Genomic DNA, 17556 nt, shown 5'->3' on the forward strand with positions numbered 1-17556 from the left:
TCATCCACCTGCGTGATGCCGGTGGATGAATGTGCGTTTTTGAAGAGGAGGAATACGTCATGAGTGAAAAAGCCTTTGTGACGGTCACAGCCCTTACAAAATACATAAAAAGAAAATTTGATGTTGACCCTCATTTAGAAGATATTTGGATCAAAGGTGAGTTATCAAATGTGAAGATTCATTCAAGAGGTCATGTTTATTTCACCTTAAAGGACGAAAATGCACGTATGCAAGCTGTTATGTTCCAGCGCTCCGCGTCCAAGCTGCCTTTTTCACCAAAGAGCGGAATGAAAGTGTTCGTACGTGGCGGAATTCAAGTCTACGAACCGAGCGGAAGCTATCAATTATATGCAAAAGAAATGCAGCCTGATGGTGTTGGTGCTCTTCATCTTGCCTATGAAGAGCTGAAGAAGAAACTAGCAAGTGAAGGCTTATTTGATGAGCGCTATAAAAAAACAATTCCTGAATTTCCAGAGGTTGTTGGTGTCATTACATCCCCAACAGGAGCAGCTGTTCGAGATGTCATTACCACGATCAATCGGCGCTATCAGCAGGCCAAGATCATTGTGCTTCCGGCATTAGTCCAAGGAGAAAATGCTCCGCGTTCGATTGTGGAACGGATTAAAGAAGCCAATGAAAAACAGCTTTGTGATGTCTTGATTGTCGGGAGAGGCGGAGGATCGATTGAAGAACTTTGGGCCTTTAATGAAGAAGCAGTCGCAAGAGCGATCTTCGCATCAGACATTCCAATCATTTCTGCAGTTGGGCACGAAACAGACTTTACCATTAGTGATTTCACTGCAGACATGAGAGCACCCACACCAACAGGAGCAGCAGAACTAGCTGTTCCAAGCACCGCTGATTTAATTGAACGAATCAAATCAATCGACATTCGGTTAACAAGAGCGGTGAAAAATCGAACGTCACAAGCAAAAGACCGTCTTGTGGCACTTCAATCCTCTTATGCTTTCCGTTTTCCAAAGCGATTACAAGAGCAAAAAGAGCAGCAATTTGATATGGTATTTGATCGTTTTCAAAAACAGCTGACAAGACAAATGGAACAAAAACGCAGTCAACTTGACCGCCAAACATATAGACTGAAGCCGCTTCATCCAAAAGAGCAGCTGCTTCAGGCGAAAAAACGTCACGCCAATGAAACAGAACAGCTCGTTCGGAGCATGAATGTGCAAATGAAAACAATTCATTCGCAGTTCCAATCGGTTCTTGGTAAACTAAATGCATTAAATCCGCTTCAAGTCATGGAAAGAGGCTATAGTTTAGCCTATAAAGAAGATGAGCTCATTAAAAGTGTGAATCAAGTAGAAACGAAGGATCAACTGACGATTACAATGAAGGATGGACGTCTGATTTGTGAGGTTATTGAGAAGGAGGGCAATCATCATGACAGAATCAAATAAACAAAAAGAAGAACAAATGACATTTGAAGAGGCCATGAAAGGACTTGAAGAGATTGTGGGAAAGCTCGAAGAAGGCGATGTACCGCTTGAACAAGCCATCCACTATTTCCAAGAGGGTATGACACTCTCAAAACTTTGCCATGAAAAATTACAGCATGTTGAAAAGCAAATGGATTTCATTTTAAAAGAGGATGGTGAACTGGCTCCTTTTTCAGTGAAGGAGGCAGATGCTGGTGACAAGTAACTTAAACGAATTTTTAACAACACGAAAACAAGCAATTGAAGATTATTTATTTACATATGTGCAGGAATTGTCTATTCCAGAAGAGCTGAAATCTTCTATGCTTTATTCTCTGAAAGCTGGCGGAAAAAGACTGCGTCCTGTGCTTGTTCTTGCTCTTTTAAATGCGTATGGAAAAAGGGAAGAAGACGGTATACCAGTAGGCTGTGCAGTGGAAATGATTCATACGTATTCGTTGATACATGATGATCTTCCTTGTATGGACGATGATGATCTGCGCAGAGGAAAGCCGACCAACCATAAAGTATACGGCGAGGCAACAGCTGTTCTTGCAGGTGATGCGCTGCTCACTGAAAGCTTCCGTCTGATTACATCGCAATTATCTGACGATGTACCTGCTGATCAAAAGCTTCGAATCATCGATGAACTTGTTACATCAGCAGGTGCACTCGGAATGGTTGGCGGGCAATTTGATGATATGGAAGCAGAACAGAAACAAATCCCTCTTTCTGAATTAGAATCGATTCATGCCCGCAAAACAGGAAAGCTACTCACCTTTAGTGTGGTTGCTGGTGCGATACTGGCAGGTGCACCTGATGATGAGATCGAAAAGCTGAGAGAATTCAGCTATCATATTGGCATTGCTTTTCAAATCCGTGATGATATTTTAGATCTTGAAGGCAGCGAAGAGAAAATAGGAAAGCGGATCGGCTCCGATACAGCAAATGAAAAGTCGACATATCCTTCTTTATTAACGCTTTCAGGAGCAAAAGAAAAGCTGGATGAACATATCACTCGTGCGAAAGAAATTGTCTCAAATCTTGAGTTGGAGCAAAACTTGCTGCATGATTTATGCGATCTGATTGCCTCACGAGATCACTAAAAACAGCCTAGATTTGAGGGTCCTCGAGCAATTGTGGTAAACTGTAAACAGTTTATCATGATGAGACAACTCTTATCCCTGAATTGGTTTTCATAGGAATAAGGCATTATATATGTAGATAGAAATTTTGTTGAAAGCGAGTTGATCCTGATTGGATCTTTTATCAATAAAAAATCCAACGTTTCTAAAAGGAATGTCAAATGCAGAATTAGAGGAGCTGAGTGCGGACATTCGCACGTTTTTAATTGAGTCGTTAGCGAACTCTGGTGGGCACATTGGTCCAAACCTTGGTGTCGTTGAACTTACTGTTGCACTTCACAAAGTATTTGACAGCCCGAAAGACAAATTTCTTTGGGATGTTGGACATCAGTCTTACGTTCACAAGCTGTTAACTGGAAGAGGCGCCGAGTTTGATACACTTCGTCAGTATAAAGGGCTCTGCGGGTTCCCTAAACGAAATGAAAGTGAACATGATGTTTGGGAAACTGGACACAGTTCAACCTCATTATCTGGTGCAATGGGAATGGCGGCAGCGCGTGACATTAAAGGAACAGATGAATACATTCTCCCGATTATCGGCGATGGTGCACTAACCGGCGGTATGGCGTTAGAAGCACTGAACCATATCGGGGATGAAAAAAAAGACATGATTGTGATCTTAAACGACAATGAAATGAGTATTGCGCCAAACGTTGGGGCGATCCATACAATGCTTGGCAGACTACGTACAGCTGGTAAATACCAATGGGTAAAGGACGAGCTTGAATACTTATTCAAGCGTATCCCAGCAGTAGGAGGGAAGCTTGCTGCAACAGCAGAACGTATCAAGGACAGTCTGAAATATTTGCTTGTCTCTGGTATGTTCTTTGAGGAAATGGGTTTTACTTACTTAGGACCAGTAGATGGACATTCCTATGAAGATTTGTTTGAGAATCTTGAGTACGCAAAGAAAACAAAAGGCCCGGTTCTCCTTCATGTCATCACGAAAAAAGGAAAGGGCTATAAGCCGGCCGAATCTGATAAGATCGGCACATGGCACGGAACAGGACCATACAAAATCGACACAGGTGACTTTGTAAAACCGACAGCAGCCGCACCGTCATGGAGTGGTCTCGTCAGTGAAACCGTCAGAAAGCTGGCACGGGAAGATGAGCGGATTGTCGCGATTACACCTGCAATGCCTGTTGGCTCAAAGCTTGAAGGGTTTGCAAAAGAATTCCCAGAGCGAATGTTTGATGTTGGAATTGCAGAGCAGCACGCTGCAACAATGGCAGCTGGACTTGCTACACAGGACATGAAGCCATTTTTAGCGATTTATTCAACATTCCTCCAAAGAGCCTATGACCAAGTGTTGCATGATATTTGCCGTCAAAATCTCAATGTGTTCATTGGAATTGACCGTGCAGGTCTTGTCGGTGCAGATGGAGAAACACATCAAGGTGTGTTTGACATTGCTTTCATGCGTCATATGCCGAATATGGTTCTCATGATGCCAAAGGATGAAAATGAAGGACAGCATATGGTCAACACAGCCATTCAATATGATGATGGTCCAATCGCCATGCGCTTCCCGCGTGGAAATGGACTAGGCGTCAAAATGGATGAACAGCTGAAAACCATCCCAATTGGTTCTTGGGAAGTTCTTCGTCCCGGGAAAGATGCTGTCATTTTAACATTCGGTACAACCATTAAAATGGCGCTGCAGGCAGCAGAAGAACTGCAAAAAGAAGGTAAATCAATCCGTGTTGTCAATGCACGTTTCATTAAGCCTCTTGATGAAGGTATGTTAAATGAGATACTGTCTGAAGGTTTGCCAATTTTAACAATAGAAGAAGCGGTGCTTCAAGGTGGATTTGGCAGCATCGTATTAGAATATATTCACGACAAAAAAGCGTCTCATATAAAAGTAGAACGTATGGGCATTCCAGATGAATTTATTGAGCATGGAAGTGTCGATGCGCTACTTGAGGAAATTGGACTGACGAAAACACAGGTTGCTGAAACATTACGTGACCTGCTTCCCGCAGCACCAAGAAAAGGAATTGGATCATGACATCAAAGAAAGAACGACTTGACGTTTTATTAGTCGAGCAAGGACTAATGGAAACGAGAGAGAAAGCAAAACGCGCCATTATGGCAGGGATCGTTTACTCAAATGAAAACCGTTTGGATAAGCCAGGAGAAAAAATCGCTCGTGATACCCCGCTGACTGTGAAGGGGAATCCGCTCAAATATGTTAGCCGAGGTGGGCTAAAGCTCGAAAAGGCACTTCAAGAATTTGATTTAACCGTTGAAGGAAAGCTTTTAATTGATATCGGCTCATCAACAGGGGGATTTACAGATTGCGCACTCCAAAATGGGGCAGTCAAATCCTATGCTGTGGATGTTGGCTACAATCAGCTTGCGTGGAAATTACGACAGGATGATCGGGTGATCGTCATGGAACGCACCAACTTCCGCCATTCTGTTCCGGCAGATTTCACCGAAGGATTACCAGAGGTTGCATCTATTGATGTATCATTTATCTCGCTCAAACTCATTCTTCCCGCACTAAAGCATATTCTTATCCCAGGCGGCGATTGTATTGCGCTAGTGAAGCCGCAGTTTGAAGCGGGCAGAGAGCTTGTTGGAAAAAAAGGCATTGTGCGAGAACCTTCTGTACACCTTGGTGTGCTAGAAGAAATGAATCAATTTGCTGCAAAAGAAGGCTATGATGTAAAGGATGTTTCGTTTTCACCGATTACAGGCGGAGATGGAAATATTGAATTTCTCCTCCACTTGGTCCTGCATCCCGATCAAGAAGAGAATACGGCACTTCCAGTATCTGAACTTGAAAAAGTCGTCAAAGAAGCCCATGCCGTATTGAAAGAAAAGAAAAACAGTCCTGAGCAGGCTGACACATGAATTATTGAAACAAAAGGAATAATAGCTCGCTATTATTCCTTTTTACATGGTCAAAAGATCAGAATTGACCGTTTCTCACGTAATGCTTGTTTTTTGAAGTGTGCATCATATAACATAGAACGTAAAGACAAACTGAGATTCTAACGCCTAGGGGGGTCAAAATGAACAAAGGTCAAAGACATATTAAGATTAGAGAAATTATCGCAAGCCAAGAAATCGAAACACAAGACGAATTAGTCGATATTTTGAAAGCGGATGGATATAACATCACACAGGCGACCGTATCAAGAGATATCAAAGAACTGCATTTAGTCAAAGTGCCAACAAATAATGGAACATATAAATACAGCCTTCCTGCAGATCAGCGGTTTAACCCGCTATCAAAACTAAAGCGTTCCTTAATGGACGCATTTATTAAAATGGATGCTGCCAGTCATTTAATCGTTCTAAAAACAATGCCTGGGAACGCTCAAGCCATCGGTGCTTTAATGGATAATTTAGATTGGGAAGAAATTATGGGAACCATTTGTGGGGATGATACCATCTTAATCATTTGCCGCACGCCAGATGATACGGATACCGTTTCGTCTAAAATTTTAGAACTTCTATAAAGAGATCAGGTTTACAAAAAGAGGTGTCAAATGAGTGTTAGCAGAACTAACCATTAAAAACTTTGCAATCATTGAGGAGTTAACGGTTTCGTTTGAAAAAGGACTCACAGTTCTAACAGGGGAAACAGGTGCCGGAAAATCAATCATGATTGACGCTGTCTCACTTCTCGTAGGGGGAAGAGGATCATCCGAATTTGTCCGTTATGGTGAAAAAAAAGCAGAGCTGGAAGGTCTTTTTCTTGTACCAGCAGATCATCCTGTATTTGCTCTTTGCGAGGAGCAAGGAATTGATGCATCTGATGAAATGATGATTCTTCGCCGTGATATCAATCAAAGCGGGAAAAGCATTTGCCGCATTAATGGTAAGCTTGTCACCATCTCGCTTTTAAGAGAAGTTGGCCGGCTTTTGCTTGATATACATGGACAGCACGATAATCAGCTGTTAATGGAAGATGAAAATCATTTAAATTTGCTTGATCAATTTGGAGCAGAAGAAATTGCACCTGCTCTCTCGCAGTATCAAGAAGCGTATGATCAATATATGAAGACGGCGCAAAAACTCAAACAGCTGTCTGAAAATGAACAGGAAATGGTTCACCGGTTAGACTTATTGCAATTTCAGCTGGAAGAGATTGAAGCGGCACAATTAGAGCCTGGGGAAGATGAGAAGCTTCAAGAGGAACGTCATCAAATCAGCAATTTTGAAAAAATCTTTTCCTCACTTCAAAACGCATATAATGCTCTGCGTAATGAGCAGGGAGGACTTGATTGGGTTGGGATGGCTTCAAGCGAGCTTGAGCAAGTTTCTGAGATCAACGACGATCTGAAAAAGCTCTCTGAGCAAGTGTCAAACTCCTATTATTTATTAGAAGATTCTACTTTTCAAATGCGCAGCATGCTTGACCAATTAGAATTTGACCCAGCCCGTCTTGATTTTATTGAGTCTAGGCTAAATGAGATGAAGCAGCTGAAGCGAAAGTACGGCACAACCGTTGAGGAAATTTTAGAATATGCGGCTAAGATTGAAGAGGAGATAGACCAAATCCAAAATCGGGACAGCCATTTGCAGACACTTAAAAACAAACTTGATGCGATAAGCCGGGATGCATTGCTTGAAGCGCTTAACGTGTCAGAGCTCCGTAAAAAATGGGCGAAAAAACTGGCGAAGCACATTCAAACTGAATTGAAGGATTTATATATGGAGAAGTCTTCTTTTGATACCGCTTTTACGATTCGATATGCACCTTTTGGCAGTACGGACTGCCCGCTTTTAGATGGAAAACCCGTACAGCTCGGGAAAAATGGCATAGATCAAGCGCAATTTGTCATTTCTACAAATCCGGGTGAACCGATGAAATCTTTGTCAAAAGTAGCATCTGGAGGAGAAATTTCACGTGTCATGCTGGCAGTGAAAAGTATTTTCTCAGCGAAACAAGAAGTGACGTCCATTATATTTGATGAAGTGGATACGGGCGTTAGCGGCAGAGTCGCACAAGCCATTGCTGAAAAAATTTATAAAGTAGCAGCAGGCTCACAAGTACTCTGTATTACCCATCTGCCGCAAGTTGCAGCAATGGCTGATACACATCTTTTTATTTCTAAACGCGCTAAAGCTGGTAGAACAATGACGAACGTCAAACCACTCAGTGATGATGAAAAAGTGAGTGAAATTGGCCGAATGATTGCTGGTGTAGAAGTCACTGAGCTCACAAAACAGCATGCAAAAGAATTACTGCACCAAGCAAATGATGTCAAAACGACAGGGTAGCTGAAACAACAGCTGCCTTTTTTATATTGTCTCATAATCACCGTATATACGCATGAAATCGTCTTTTTCTTTTATCAATTTATCCAATCATTTTCTAAAGGTGTCGGTTATAAATCCTCGCTAAGAAGGCAAAAGTAAAGATGTAGCCAAAACATTAATGTTCTGGTGTGGGTAAGGAGCGAGGAGAGTGAAAAATGAATGCCCGAAAAGATGAGAAAAGCCATTGGTGTGATTCTCCTTGTTTCTTTAATAAGTACAGGGTTTATGAGCATAGTGAAGGAATATATCAGCATTCCAACAACTGTCGCAGTATTTGAACACGAGAAGCATTCGATTGATACATCCATTGAAGCGTCAGCCAATGCTTCTTCACCAGCCTTTAGTCTTTCAGAGAAAAAGAATCAACTTGAAGTAACGGGACAAAAGGCGGGAAAAGCCGAAATTGTTTATGATTTTAAAGGATTTCCTATTAAGAAAACAAAAGTCGATGTTCTTCCCGAATTAAAAGTCATTCCTGGAGGACAATCCATTGGCGTCAAACTCCATTCTGTCGGAGTTCTCGTTGTCGGTTTTCATCAAATCACAACAGCAGACGGCAAAAAATCACCAGGTGAAGCTGCAGGCATTCAATCAGGGGATATGATCATTGAGATCAATGGTCAGAAAATGGAGAAGATGAATGACCTCACCCCATTTATTCAGAAAGCCGGAAAAACGGGGGAAACCCTTCATTTACTCATAAAAAGAGACCATAAAACCTTTCAAACGACACTAACACCCGCGAAAGATGCAAGTGAAGGTACTTATCGAATCGGTCTTTATATTCGTGATTCCGCAGCAGGAATCGGGACGATGACCTTCTTTGAACCATCTTCTAAAAAATATGGCGCCCTTGGGCATGTGATTTCTGACATGGATACAAAAAAACCAATCGTAGTCGACAATGGTGAAATTGTCAGATCAACCGTCACATCCATTGAAAAAGGGACAGGAGGCAACCCTGGAGAAAAATTGGCTAGGTTTTCTTCCGAAAGAAAAACGATAGGTGATATTTCATGTAACAGTCCATTCGGTATATTTGGTACGTTAACCGAAAAACTTGAAAATCATGTAGCAGACAAACCACTTCCAGTCGCATTATCAAATGAAGTAAAAGAAGGTCCAGCCGAAATATTAACGGTTGTGGACCATGATAAAGTAGAGAAATTTGATATTAAAATCGTCAGCACAACACCACAAAAATTCCCGGCAACAAAAGGAATGGTGCTTAAAGTAACAGATGAACGCTTATTAAGCAAAACGGGCGGGATCGTTCAAGGAATGAGCGGAAGTCCGATCATCCAAAATGGCAAAGTCATTGGAGCGGTCACTCACGTGTTCGTCAATGACCCGACAAGCGGATACGGCGTACACATTGAATGGATGCTGTCAGAAGCAGGAATTGATCTTTATCAAAAAAACAAAAAAGCAAGCTGATGAAAAACTGCCGCGAATTTTCCGGCAGTTTTTTTCTACCCTTTCTTTCTCTTCCATCATGTTATAAAATAAGGAAAAAGAGATTTTTCGACAAAATGGAAAACAGTGTGTTGTCAAATTGCAATAATCGTCGATTCATTAAGAAAAACGTAGAAAAAGCTAGATAATGCTCTATTATTCGGAAAATTAAACTTTTTTAAAGGGGATAGCATGGTTTTGTCGAATTGAACACTCAGAAGAGAAATGCAAAAGACTAAGGAATCGACATTGGGGAGGAAAGAACGTGGAGAAAATTAAAGTGTGTGTAGCTGATGACAATCGAGAACTTGTTGGCCTTTTGACAGAGTATATTGAGGGACAGGAAGATATGGAAGTACTTGGCGTGGCGTATAATGGTCAGGAATGTCTGACATTATTTAAAGATAAAGAGCCCGACGTTCTCCTCTTAGATATTATCATGCCTCATTTAGACGGTCTTGCTGTACTGGAACGCCTCCGTGAAAACAATGAAATGACCAAACAGCCAAGTGTCATTATGCTGACGGCTTTCGGACAAGAAGACGTAACGAAAAAAGCAGTCGATTTGGGCGCATCCTATTTCATTTTGAAACCATTCGATATGGAAAACCTCGTAGGTCATATTCGTCAAGTCAGTGGAAACGGCACACAAGTCAGCCATCGATCTTCATCTATCCAAAACAGTGTCCTTCGCAGCAAACCTGAACCGAAACGTAAGAACTTAGATGCGAGCATTACGACGATTATTCATGAGATTGGCGTGCCAGCTCATATTAAAGGTTATTTATACTTAAGAGAAGCCATTTCGATGGTGTACAATGATATTGAACTACTCGGCAGTATTACAAAAGTATTGTACCCAGACATTGCAAAGAAATTTAACACGACAGCCAGCAGGGTAGAACGAGCGATTCGTCATGCCATTGAAGTGGCTTGGAGCAGAGGGAATATTGACTCCATTTCGTCACTCTTTGGCTACACAGTCAGCATGTCAAAAGCCAAACCGACCAATTCCGAATTTATTGCCATGGTGGCTGATCGACTGCGTTTAGAGCATAGAGCAAGCTAAGTCACCTTCCATAAAAAAACGTTTCTTCAATGAGGCGTTTTTTTATTTTCGTAAAATATTGCTAAAAAATGGTTATGTTGATAAAATCATCTTTAATGTTTAAATTGGACAAACGGGCTGCTTTATTTTCAGAATAAAATGAAAAATAAAGCATGAAAGAAATGAATAGGACATAAAATAGTGGTAATCAGCTACGCTAATCAATTGGCTTATAGAAGAAGAAAACGCTCATTCATAAGAAAAAGGATGAGAGGAAAAGGTCTTATGTAATTAGTAAATAAAGTAAATGAGATCGAAAGTTCTATTTCTATTGACCCGATTGGTTGGCGTTTTAAAGTCACTGGCTTCTTAGAGATTGTGCCATTTGAACTGAATATTCCCATTGTCGAATTTAATAATTTTCACATTCTTTTACTATGCTATAATAATGAAAAGAAGAGGGTGAGGTTATGGGAAAGCTGAAAATCCACTCTGCTGAGGTTGCGAACGAAATTAGCAAGTGGACGAGGGTCATTTCTCAGAATGACCTAGAAAAATCTGCTGTCTATAAAGAGAAAATTCAGAATTTGCTAAAAAATACAGATGAGGATCGAGAAGTTCTTCTTTATTATCAGCTAGTCGACGGCAGACATGAAATGTTACTTGGAAATATTGAAAAAGCCAATCAGATTATGAAAAGTGTCGGAACGCTGGATGAAAAAGCAGATGACATTATTAATTTTTATTTTTACTTTTATAAAGGCCAATATGCTGCCTATGTCAAAAAATATGATGAGGCGATTAGTTTTTATAAGATTGCTGAGCAGCGGCTAAAACGTGTGAATGAAGATCTTGAAGTAGGAACTTTTCATCATAAAGTCGCTTCCATTTATTACGAACTGAAGCAAAATTTCATTTCCATTAATCATATTAAAAAAGCCATTGATACGTTTAAAGCGCATGAAGAATATACCGCACAGGCGATTGACAGCTTAATTTTACATGCAAGCAACTGTATTGATTTACTACAGTTTGATGAAGCTGAGGAAAAGTACCAAGAGGCACTTGAGAAAAGTAAGCGCATTAACAATGAAGTGCTGATTGGGAAGTGCTATCACAATTTAGCGGTTCTTTATTACGCAAAACCTGATTATGAAAAAAGTGCGCAATACGCCAAAAAAGGGATGAGCATTCAAATTCATCGCGACAATAGCCATTATTTCATCCAATCTTTATATGTTCTCGCAAATGCCTTAGTTCATTTAGGAGATCATGAGGCGAAAGAATATATTAAAGAGGGGATTCAATATAGCTGTGATATCCAAAATAATGAATATATAGTAAAATTTGAAATTTTGGATTTGATGTGCGAAAATAGTGGAGCAGCAGACGTATTCTCTGAAAAATTAGACTACATAGAAAAAAATAGATTATATGTGGAGCTTGAGGATTTGTCTGAACAAATATCGAAATACTTCAAGGAACGAAATGATTATCAAAATGCCATTCGTTTTCTTGAAAAGAAATTCGATGCACAAATACTTCAAAAGAAAGTGGAGGTTATCTTATGAAAAAGTTGTTGTTAGGTGTAACAATCGTTACAGCAGTCGCAGTTGTTTCTTCCCTTTTTGCTCTTGACGCAGAGACGACAGAGCAAGCCATCAGAGCGATTACGTGATCGAATTTACCTGTCAACCTCTTCTCTCTTATTAGAAGAGGTTTTTTTATGTGCTCAAACTGGCAAAACGAAAAAAGACACGTCATAATATAGGTAATCATTATATTTAGAGGTGGCATATGACGAAAATTTTTGCACATAGAGGCTTTAAAGGAAACTATCCAGAGAACACCATGATTGCCTTTGAGCACGCACTCCATTCTGGAGCGGATGGGATTGAGCTTGATGTTCAGCTCACCAAAGATGGCAGACTAGCTGTCATTCACGATGAAAAGCTGAACCGAACGACCAATATGAAAGGGTTAGTGAAAGACTATACATATGAAGAGTTAAAAAGAGGAGATGCGAGTCATTCTTTCTATGAAGAAACGGGTGCGGTCTCCATTCCTCTATTAGAAGAAGTATTAGAGCTAGTGACGCAGAGACCATCCTTTATGATCAACATTGAATTAAAAAACTCTATTTATCGATATCCAGGGATTGAAGAGAAAGTAAAAGAGCAAATTGAGCACTTTCAAATAGAGGATCGAGTGCTTGTCTCATCATTTCATCACGGCAGCTTAGCTCTTTTTCACAAGCTAATGCCGCACATTGAACTGGCGGTCCTCACAATGGATGTGATTCATCAGCCGGACATGTATTTAAAAACAATCCCGGCAAAGGGCTACCATCCGAATATAAAGGGCGCTGGGGTGACAAAAGAAGTAGTAGCCGCTCTCCATGCGGACCAACAAGTGATTAGACCGTTTACTGTAAACAGTGAGAAGCAAATAAAAAATATGTTGACCTTGGGTGTTGATGGAATCTTTACAGATTTTCCTGATCGAGCCGTCAAAATAAGAGAAGAAATGAAATAAAGACCCGCTATCAACAGCGGGTCTTTTTCATGATTACCTTTGCTTAAAACGAGTTGTTACTTTATTTCGTTTACGGTCTCTATATAAAATAAATCCTGCAACAACATAAAGACCTCCCCCTAAAAATAACAACCCTGCAATTCCTTGCAGCCATAAATATGGAAATGGTGCAATGATGATGCCGAAAACAGTGTCACGCAGCAGCTTAATGCCAAGTGCTGCAAAGGCTCCAGGTATTAAAATAATCACTAATGCCAGTATTCTCCCCATCAAATGTCCCCTTAAACGTCATTTACTTCCATTGTCTAATTCAAAAAATATTTTGTCAAGAAAGGAAAACGTGGTAATATAGGTGTTGTGCAATTTTTTGCAACGGAAAAATATGGTGTGCAAAATTTTTCATATAAAGGGGTAACGGGATGCAGAGAGTCTTGATTGTCGGTGCAGGACAAGGTGGATCAGCACTGCTTGAAACATTGCTGAAAACAAATACGGTTCAAATCATTGCGATCGCCGACCTTGATCTCGAGGCACCGGGGATGGATGAAGCGAAAAAGAATGGAATTGAGACGACGACGGATTGGAAAGAATACATAAAAGATGACATTGATATCATCATTGAAACCACAGGCAGTTCTGCTGTACTGAAAGAATTAATTGAACAAAAACCAGAGCATGCTGTGATTGTGCCAAGCTCGATGGCATACGTCATGTCAGAATTAATGGCAGAGAAACAACAGCTTATTCAAATATTGAAGGAACAAACCTATAAACATGACCGCATTTTTAATGCAACGAATGATGGCATGATTTTTATTAATATGGATGAAGAAGTGGTCCTGTTTAATCGATCGGCTGCCAAAATGGTGGGGTGTTCGCAAAAGGATGCGATTGGCCGTCACATTCGAGAAGTGATTCCGAACACGAAACTTCCCGATATATTAAGGTCAAGGGAGCCGGAATTTAACCAAAAGCAATTTTTGAATCAGCAAATTCAAATTGTGACCACCCGTCTGCCGATTATTGATGACGCGGGGAGAATGTTAGGTGCTTTATCGATCTTTAAAGACATAACAGATGCGGTGGAGCTTGCGGAAGAAGTGACAAACCTCAAAGAAGTAAGAACGATGCTTGAGGCGATTATTCAATCATCAGATGAAGCCATATCGGTTGTCGATGAGCAGGGAAAAGGTATTTTGATCAACCGTGCTTATACGAAAATGACCGGTTTAACGGATAAAGAGGTCGTGGGTAAACCAGCAGGAGCTGATATTTCCGAAGGGGAAAGCATGCACTTAAAGGTGCTTGAAACAAGAAGACCTGTTCGTGGCGTCAGAATGAAGGTTGGTCCAAATAAAAAAGATGTCATCGTCAATGTAGCACCTGTTATTGTGGACGGCATTCTAAAAGGCAGTGTCGGCGTCATTCACGATGTATCCGAAATTCAATCATTGACGAATGAATTAAATAAAGCAAGACAGCTCATCCGAACACTTGAAGCAAAGTACACATTTGAAGACATTATTGGAGAAAGTGAACAAATGCTTGTCGCACTTGAGCAGGCAAAGCTGGGTGCAAAAACGCCGGCAACCATTTTACTCCGCGGAGAATCAGGTACTGGGAAAGAGCTGTTTGCACATGCCATTCACAATGAAAGTGATCGCAAGTACAACCGCTTTGTCCGTGTCAACTGTGCTGCCTTATCAGAAACTCTTTTAGAGTCAGAACTGTTTGGCTACGAGGAAGGAGCGTTTTCTGGTGCAAGGCGAGGCGGGAAAAAAGGGCTGTTTGAAGAAGCCAATCAAGGCAGCATCTTTTTAGATGAAATCGGTGAAATGACGCCAAGTACACAAGCGAAATTGCTGCGTGTCATGCAAGAAAAAGAAATTGTTCGGGTAGGCGGAACGAAAGCGATACCGGTCGATGTGCGTGTGATCACAGCGACAAATGTCAATATTGAAAAGGCGATGGCAGAAGGGAAGTTCAGAGAGGATTTATATTATCGAATGAACAGATACCCGATATCGATCCCACCGCTCAGGCAGCGTCTCGAAGATATTGAATCATTAAGTAAACGCCTCATCCAAAAGATCAATTTAGATTATGGGCGAAACGTCAGCGGCTTAACAGATCGTGCGCTTCATAGACTTCGATCATATAGCTGGCCAGGCAACGTGAGAGAGCTTGAAAATGTCCTTGGACGAGCGATGATCTTTTTGAATCCGCAAGAAGAATGGATCGATGAAGCGCATATCGCCTTCATGGAGTCAGACGAGCATGAGGAAAAAGAGCAGCAGGAACTGGCTGTTAGTCAATTTGAGGGGGAGACGCTTTCGGATGCTGTAGAAGCATTTGAAGCGCAGTTGATCAAACAAACCCTTGAAAAACATCAATTCAATCGCACAAAAACAGCGAAAACGTTAGGGATCAGCATTCGAAATCTTTACTATAAAATGGATAAGTATCAGCTTGCAAAAGATAGCATGCAGTAACATGCACGTAACCTGCAAGAAATTGCATGATTTCTTTGCGGAAAGGCTTATTTTTCACACATTTCAAGCTGGCACGGAACTTGCATATAAAAAGAGGAACCGAGCACAAGGAAAGGTGGGCAAGTATGAAGCTTGACGATCTGATTATCAAAGCCTCGCAGCTGCAGAATAAAACAGCGGCTGTGGCTCATGCAGAAGACGAAGAAGTGCTTCATGCCATCAAAATGGCAATCGAACGAAAAGTCGCTCGCTTCCTGCTGGTTGGAAACAAACGCAACCTAAAGGAGCTAGTCAAACAGCATGAGATTAATGAAGACTGGATAGATATTATTCATTCAGATTCACCCGAAGAATCTGCCAAAATTGCCGTTCAGGCAGTAAGTGAAAATCATGCAGATATTCTCATGAAGGGGCATGTCCCGACAGCCGTACTGTTAAAAGCTGTCCTAAATAAAGAATATGGGCTTCGGACAGCGAGTGTCCTTTCACATGTTGCAGCCTTCGAAGTACCGGGCTTTGACCGTTTTATCTATGTGACGGACTCTGCGATGAACATTGCGCCTGATTTAAATATGCTGAAAGAAATTACGGTGAATTCCGTTCAAGTCGCACAAGCTGTCGGAAATGATATGCCCAAAGTGGCGGTATTATCAGCGGTAGAAGTCGTAAACCCAGCGATGGATTCGACGCTCACAGCTGCAAGTCTTGCGCAAATGAATCGAAGAGGTCAAATTTCTGGCTGCCTGATTGATGGGCCGCTTGCTTTAGATAATGCCATTTCTCAAACGGCAGCTTCTCATAAAAATATTACGAGTGATGTGGCTGGTCATGCAGATATTTTGCTTGTGCCGACCATTGAAGCAGGCAACATTCTTTATAAATCTCTCATCTACTTTGCTCATGCAAAAGTGGGAGCTGTGGTGGCAGGAGCGAAAGCACCGATTGCTTTAACAAGCCGGTCTGATTCAGCTGAAAGCAAGCTCTATTCAATTGCACTTGCCATCTGTACATCTAATTAAGCGAAAGTATTAGGAGGAATAGAAAATGGAACTTTTTAAATATATGGAACGATACGATTATGAACAGCTTGTATTTTGTCAGGATGAACAGTCTGGTTTAAAAGCCATCATTGCCATTCATGATACAACACTTGGGCCAGCACTCGGCGGAACAAGAATGTGGACATATGAAAATGAAGAAGCAGCGATCGAAGATGCCTTGCGTCTTGCAAGAGGTATGACTTATAAAAATGCGGCGGCAGGGCTTAACCTTGGCGGCGGTAAAACGGTCATCATTGGTGATCCGAGAAAAGACAAGAATGAAGAAATGTTCCGTGCTTTTGGCCGTTACATTCAAGGATTAAATGGCCGTTATATCACTGCTGAAGATGTCGGTACAACGGTAGAAGATATGGATCTTATCCATGAAGAAACAGACTTTGTCACAGGCATCTCTCCTGCATTTGGTTCTTCAGGAAACCCATCTCCAGTGACTGCTTACGGTGTATATAAAGGCATGAAAGCAGCTGCAAAAGCAGCATTCGGTACAGACTCATTAGAAGGAAAAACAATTGCCGTTCAAGGTGTTGGAAACGTGGCTTACAACCTATGTAAACACCTGCATGAAGAAGGCGCACAGCTTATCGTCACTGATATCAACAAAGACTCAGTTCAGCGAGCTGTAGAAGACTTCGGTGCAAAAGCGGTAGACCCTGATGATATTTATGATCAAGAATGTGATATATACGCACCATGTGCACTCGGTGCAACCATTAACGATGTGACGATTCCTAAATTAAAGGCAAAAGTCATCGCAGGTGCAGCGAATAACCAGCTGAGAGAAACTCATCATGGAGATCTTATTCATGAAATGGGCATTGTGTACGCACCGGATTATGTGATCAATGCAGGCGGTGTGATTAACGTTGCAGATGAGCTTTATGGCTATAATGCAGATCGTGCAATGAAAAAAGTAGAAGGCATTTACCAAAACATTGAGCGAGTGATTGAAATCTCTAACCGTGATGCCATTCCAACTTATAAAGCGGCAGACCGATTGGCTGAAGAGCGGATTGAAAGAATGCGCAAATCAAGAAGCCAATTCCTGCAAAATGGTCAACATATTTTAAGTCGTCGCTAAATGGATGAATGAGTTGAAACGGA

15 protein-coding genes are annotated in these 17556 nt (G+C 41.3%); 14 read left to right on the top strand and 1 reads right to left on the bottom strand.

The window, feature by feature from the left end:
- The first annotated feature begins 59 nt into the window (after positions 1–59).
- The 11 genes from xseA to ACTJKA_RS04535 all read left to right on the top strand — a co-directional run bounded on the left by xseA (position 60) and on the right by ACTJKA_RS04535 (position 12902).
- Positions 60–1418, top strand: coding sequence for an exodeoxyribonuclease VII large subunit (xseA, locus tag ACTJKA_RS04485; RefSeq protein ID WP_017357964.1), 1359 nt, complete (start codon positions 60–62; stop codon positions 1416–1418).
- Entirely contained in the window at positions 1402–1662 is a 261-nt protein-coding gene (locus ACTJKA_RS04490; protein ID WP_003215880.1) for an exodeoxyribonuclease VII small subunit, read from the top strand. Before xseA ends, ACTJKA_RS04490 begins: the two co-directional genes overlap by 17 nt.
- Positions 1646–2542, top strand: a complete 897-nt coding sequence (locus ACTJKA_RS04495) for a polyprenyl synthetase family protein (protein ID WP_206761467.1) — start codon at positions 1646–1648, stop codon at positions 2540–2542. The genes ACTJKA_RS04490 and ACTJKA_RS04495 overlap by 17 nt, the downstream gene beginning before the upstream one ends.
- Positions 2543–2693: 151 nt before the next feature.
- Positions 2694–4595: a 1-deoxy-D-xylulose-5-phosphate synthase gene (gene dxs / locus ACTJKA_RS04500; protein WP_171465571.1), complete on the top strand. Its 1902-nt coding sequence runs from the start codon at positions 2694–2696 to the stop codon at positions 4593–4595.
- Positions 4592–5446, top strand: a complete 855-nt coding sequence (locus tag ACTJKA_RS04505) for a TlyA family RNA methyltransferase (RefSeq protein ID WP_079920613.1) — start codon at positions 4592–4594, stop codon at positions 5444–5446. The genes dxs and ACTJKA_RS04505 overlap by 4 nt, the downstream gene beginning before the upstream one ends.
- A 161-nt stretch (positions 5447–5607) precedes the next feature.
- Positions 5608–6057 (top strand): transcriptional regulator AhrC/ArgR, encoded by a 450-nt coding sequence (ahrC, locus tag ACTJKA_RS04510; RefSeq protein ID WP_007501163.1) that lies wholly within the window; start codon positions 5608–5610, stop codon positions 6055–6057.
- A gap of 34 nt (positions 6058–6091) precedes the next feature.
- Positions 6092–7825, top strand: coding sequence for a DNA repair protein RecN (recN, locus tag ACTJKA_RS04515; protein ID WP_171465570.1), 1734 nt, complete (start codon positions 6092–6094; stop codon positions 7823–7825).
- Positions 7826–8023: 198 nt separating this feature from the next.
- Positions 8024–9301, top strand: a complete 1278-nt coding sequence (spoIVB, locus tag ACTJKA_RS04520) for a SpoIVB peptidase (protein ID WP_440607639.1) — start codon at positions 8024–8026, stop codon at positions 9299–9301.
- Between the two features lie 283 nt (positions 9302–9584).
- On the top strand, positions 9585–10388 hold the full coding sequence (gene spo0A, locus ACTJKA_RS04525) for a sporulation transcription factor Spo0A (protein ID WP_008342226.1): 804 nt from the start codon (positions 9585–9587) through the stop codon (positions 10386–10388).
- A gap of 449 nt (positions 10389–10837) precedes the next feature.
- The gene (locus tag ACTJKA_RS04530) at positions 10838–11938 is read left to right on the top strand and encodes a Rap family tetratricopeptide repeat protein (protein ID WP_019743381.1); all 1101 of its coding nucleotides are present in this window, start codon (positions 10838–10840) and stop codon (positions 11936–11938) included.
- Between the two features lie 226 nt (positions 11939–12164).
- Positions 12165–12902 (top strand): glycerophosphodiester phosphodiesterase, encoded by a 738-nt coding sequence (locus tag ACTJKA_RS04535; protein ID WP_125590456.1) that lies wholly within the window; start codon positions 12165–12167, stop codon positions 12900–12902.
- Positions 12903–12935: 33 nt separating this feature from the next.
- On the opposite strand, the gene ACTJKA_RS04540 is transcribed toward ACTJKA_RS04535, so the two are convergent.
- Positions 12936–13172, bottom strand: coding sequence for a DUF2627 domain-containing protein (locus ACTJKA_RS04540; RefSeq protein WP_017357960.1), 237 nt, complete (start codon positions 13170–13172; stop codon positions 12936–12938).
- A gap of 149 nt (positions 13173–13321) precedes the next feature.
- Between ACTJKA_RS04540 and ACTJKA_RS04545 the strand changes: the two genes are divergently transcribed.
- The 3 genes from ACTJKA_RS04545 (at position 13322) to bcd (ending at position 17533) form a co-directional block, all read left to right on the top strand.
- Positions 13322–15394: a sigma-54 interaction domain-containing protein gene (locus ACTJKA_RS04545; RefSeq protein WP_017367572.1), complete on the top strand. Its 2073-nt coding sequence runs from the start codon at positions 13322–13324 to the stop codon at positions 15392–15394.
- A gap of 125 nt (positions 15395–15519) precedes the next feature.
- Positions 15520–16413, top strand: coding sequence for a phosphate butyryltransferase (yqiS, locus tag ACTJKA_RS04550; RefSeq protein ID WP_008342231.1), 894 nt, complete (start codon positions 15520–15522; stop codon positions 16411–16413).
- A gap of 25 nt (positions 16414–16438) precedes the next feature.
- The gene (bcd, locus tag ACTJKA_RS04555; protein ID WP_007501155.1) at positions 16439–17533 is read left to right on the top strand and encodes a branched-chain amino acid dehydrogenase; all 1095 of its coding nucleotides are present in this window, start codon (positions 16439–16441) and stop codon (positions 17531–17533) included.
- The last annotated feature ends 23 nt before the right edge of the window (positions 17534–17556 follow it).

Source organism: Bacillus sp. 22190 (assembly GCF_052045575.1).
Classification (GTDB): domain Bacteria; phylum Bacillota; class Bacilli; order Bacillales; family Bacillaceae; genus Bacillus; species Bacillus altitudinis.

Bases quoted from the DNA above. Each gene is read 5' to 3' on its own strand.
- yqiS (WP_008342231.1), top strand. From the start codon at position 15,520: ATGAAGCTTGACGATCTGATTATCAAAGCCTCGCAGCTGCAGAATAAA.
- ahrC (WP_007501163.1), top strand. From the start codon at position 5,608: ATGAACAAAGGTCAAAGACATATTAAGATTAGAGAAATTATCGCAAGC.
- ACTJKA_RS04530 (WP_019743381.1), top strand. From the start codon at position 10,838: ATGGGAAAGCTGAAAATCCACTCTGCTGAGGTTGCGAACGAAATTAGC.
- bcd (WP_007501155.1), top strand. From the start codon at position 16,439: ATGGAACTTTTTAAATATATGGAACGATACGATTATGAACAGCTTGTA.
- ACTJKA_RS04545 (WP_017367572.1), top strand. From the start codon at position 13,322: ATGCAGAGAGTCTTGATTGTCGGTGCAGGACAAGGTGGATCAGCACTG.
- ACTJKA_RS04540 (WP_017357960.1), bottom strand. From the start codon at position 13,172: ATGGGGAGAATACTGGCATTAGTGATTATTTTAATACCTGGAGCCTTT.
- ACTJKA_RS04490 (WP_003215880.1), top strand. From the start codon at position 1,402: ATGACAGAATCAAATAAACAAAAAGAAGAACAAATGACATTTGAAGAG.
- ACTJKA_RS04505 (WP_079920613.1), top strand. From the start codon at position 4,592: ATGACATCAAAGAAAGAACGACTTGACGTTTTATTAGTCGAGCAAGGA.
- spoIVB (WP_440607639.1), top strand. From the start codon at position 8,024: ATGCCCGAAAAGATGAGAAAAGCCATTGGTGTGATTCTCCTTGTTTCT.
- ACTJKA_RS04535 (WP_125590456.1), top strand. From the start codon at position 12,165: ATGACGAAAATTTTTGCACATAGAGGCTTTAAAGGAAACTATCCAGAG.
- xseA (WP_017357964.1), top strand. From the start codon at position 60: ATGAGTGAAAAAGCCTTTGTGACGGTCACAGCCCTTACAAAATACATA.
- ACTJKA_RS04495 (WP_206761467.1), top strand. From the start codon at position 1,646: ATGCTGGTGACAAGTAACTTAAACGAATTTTTAACAACACGAAAACAA.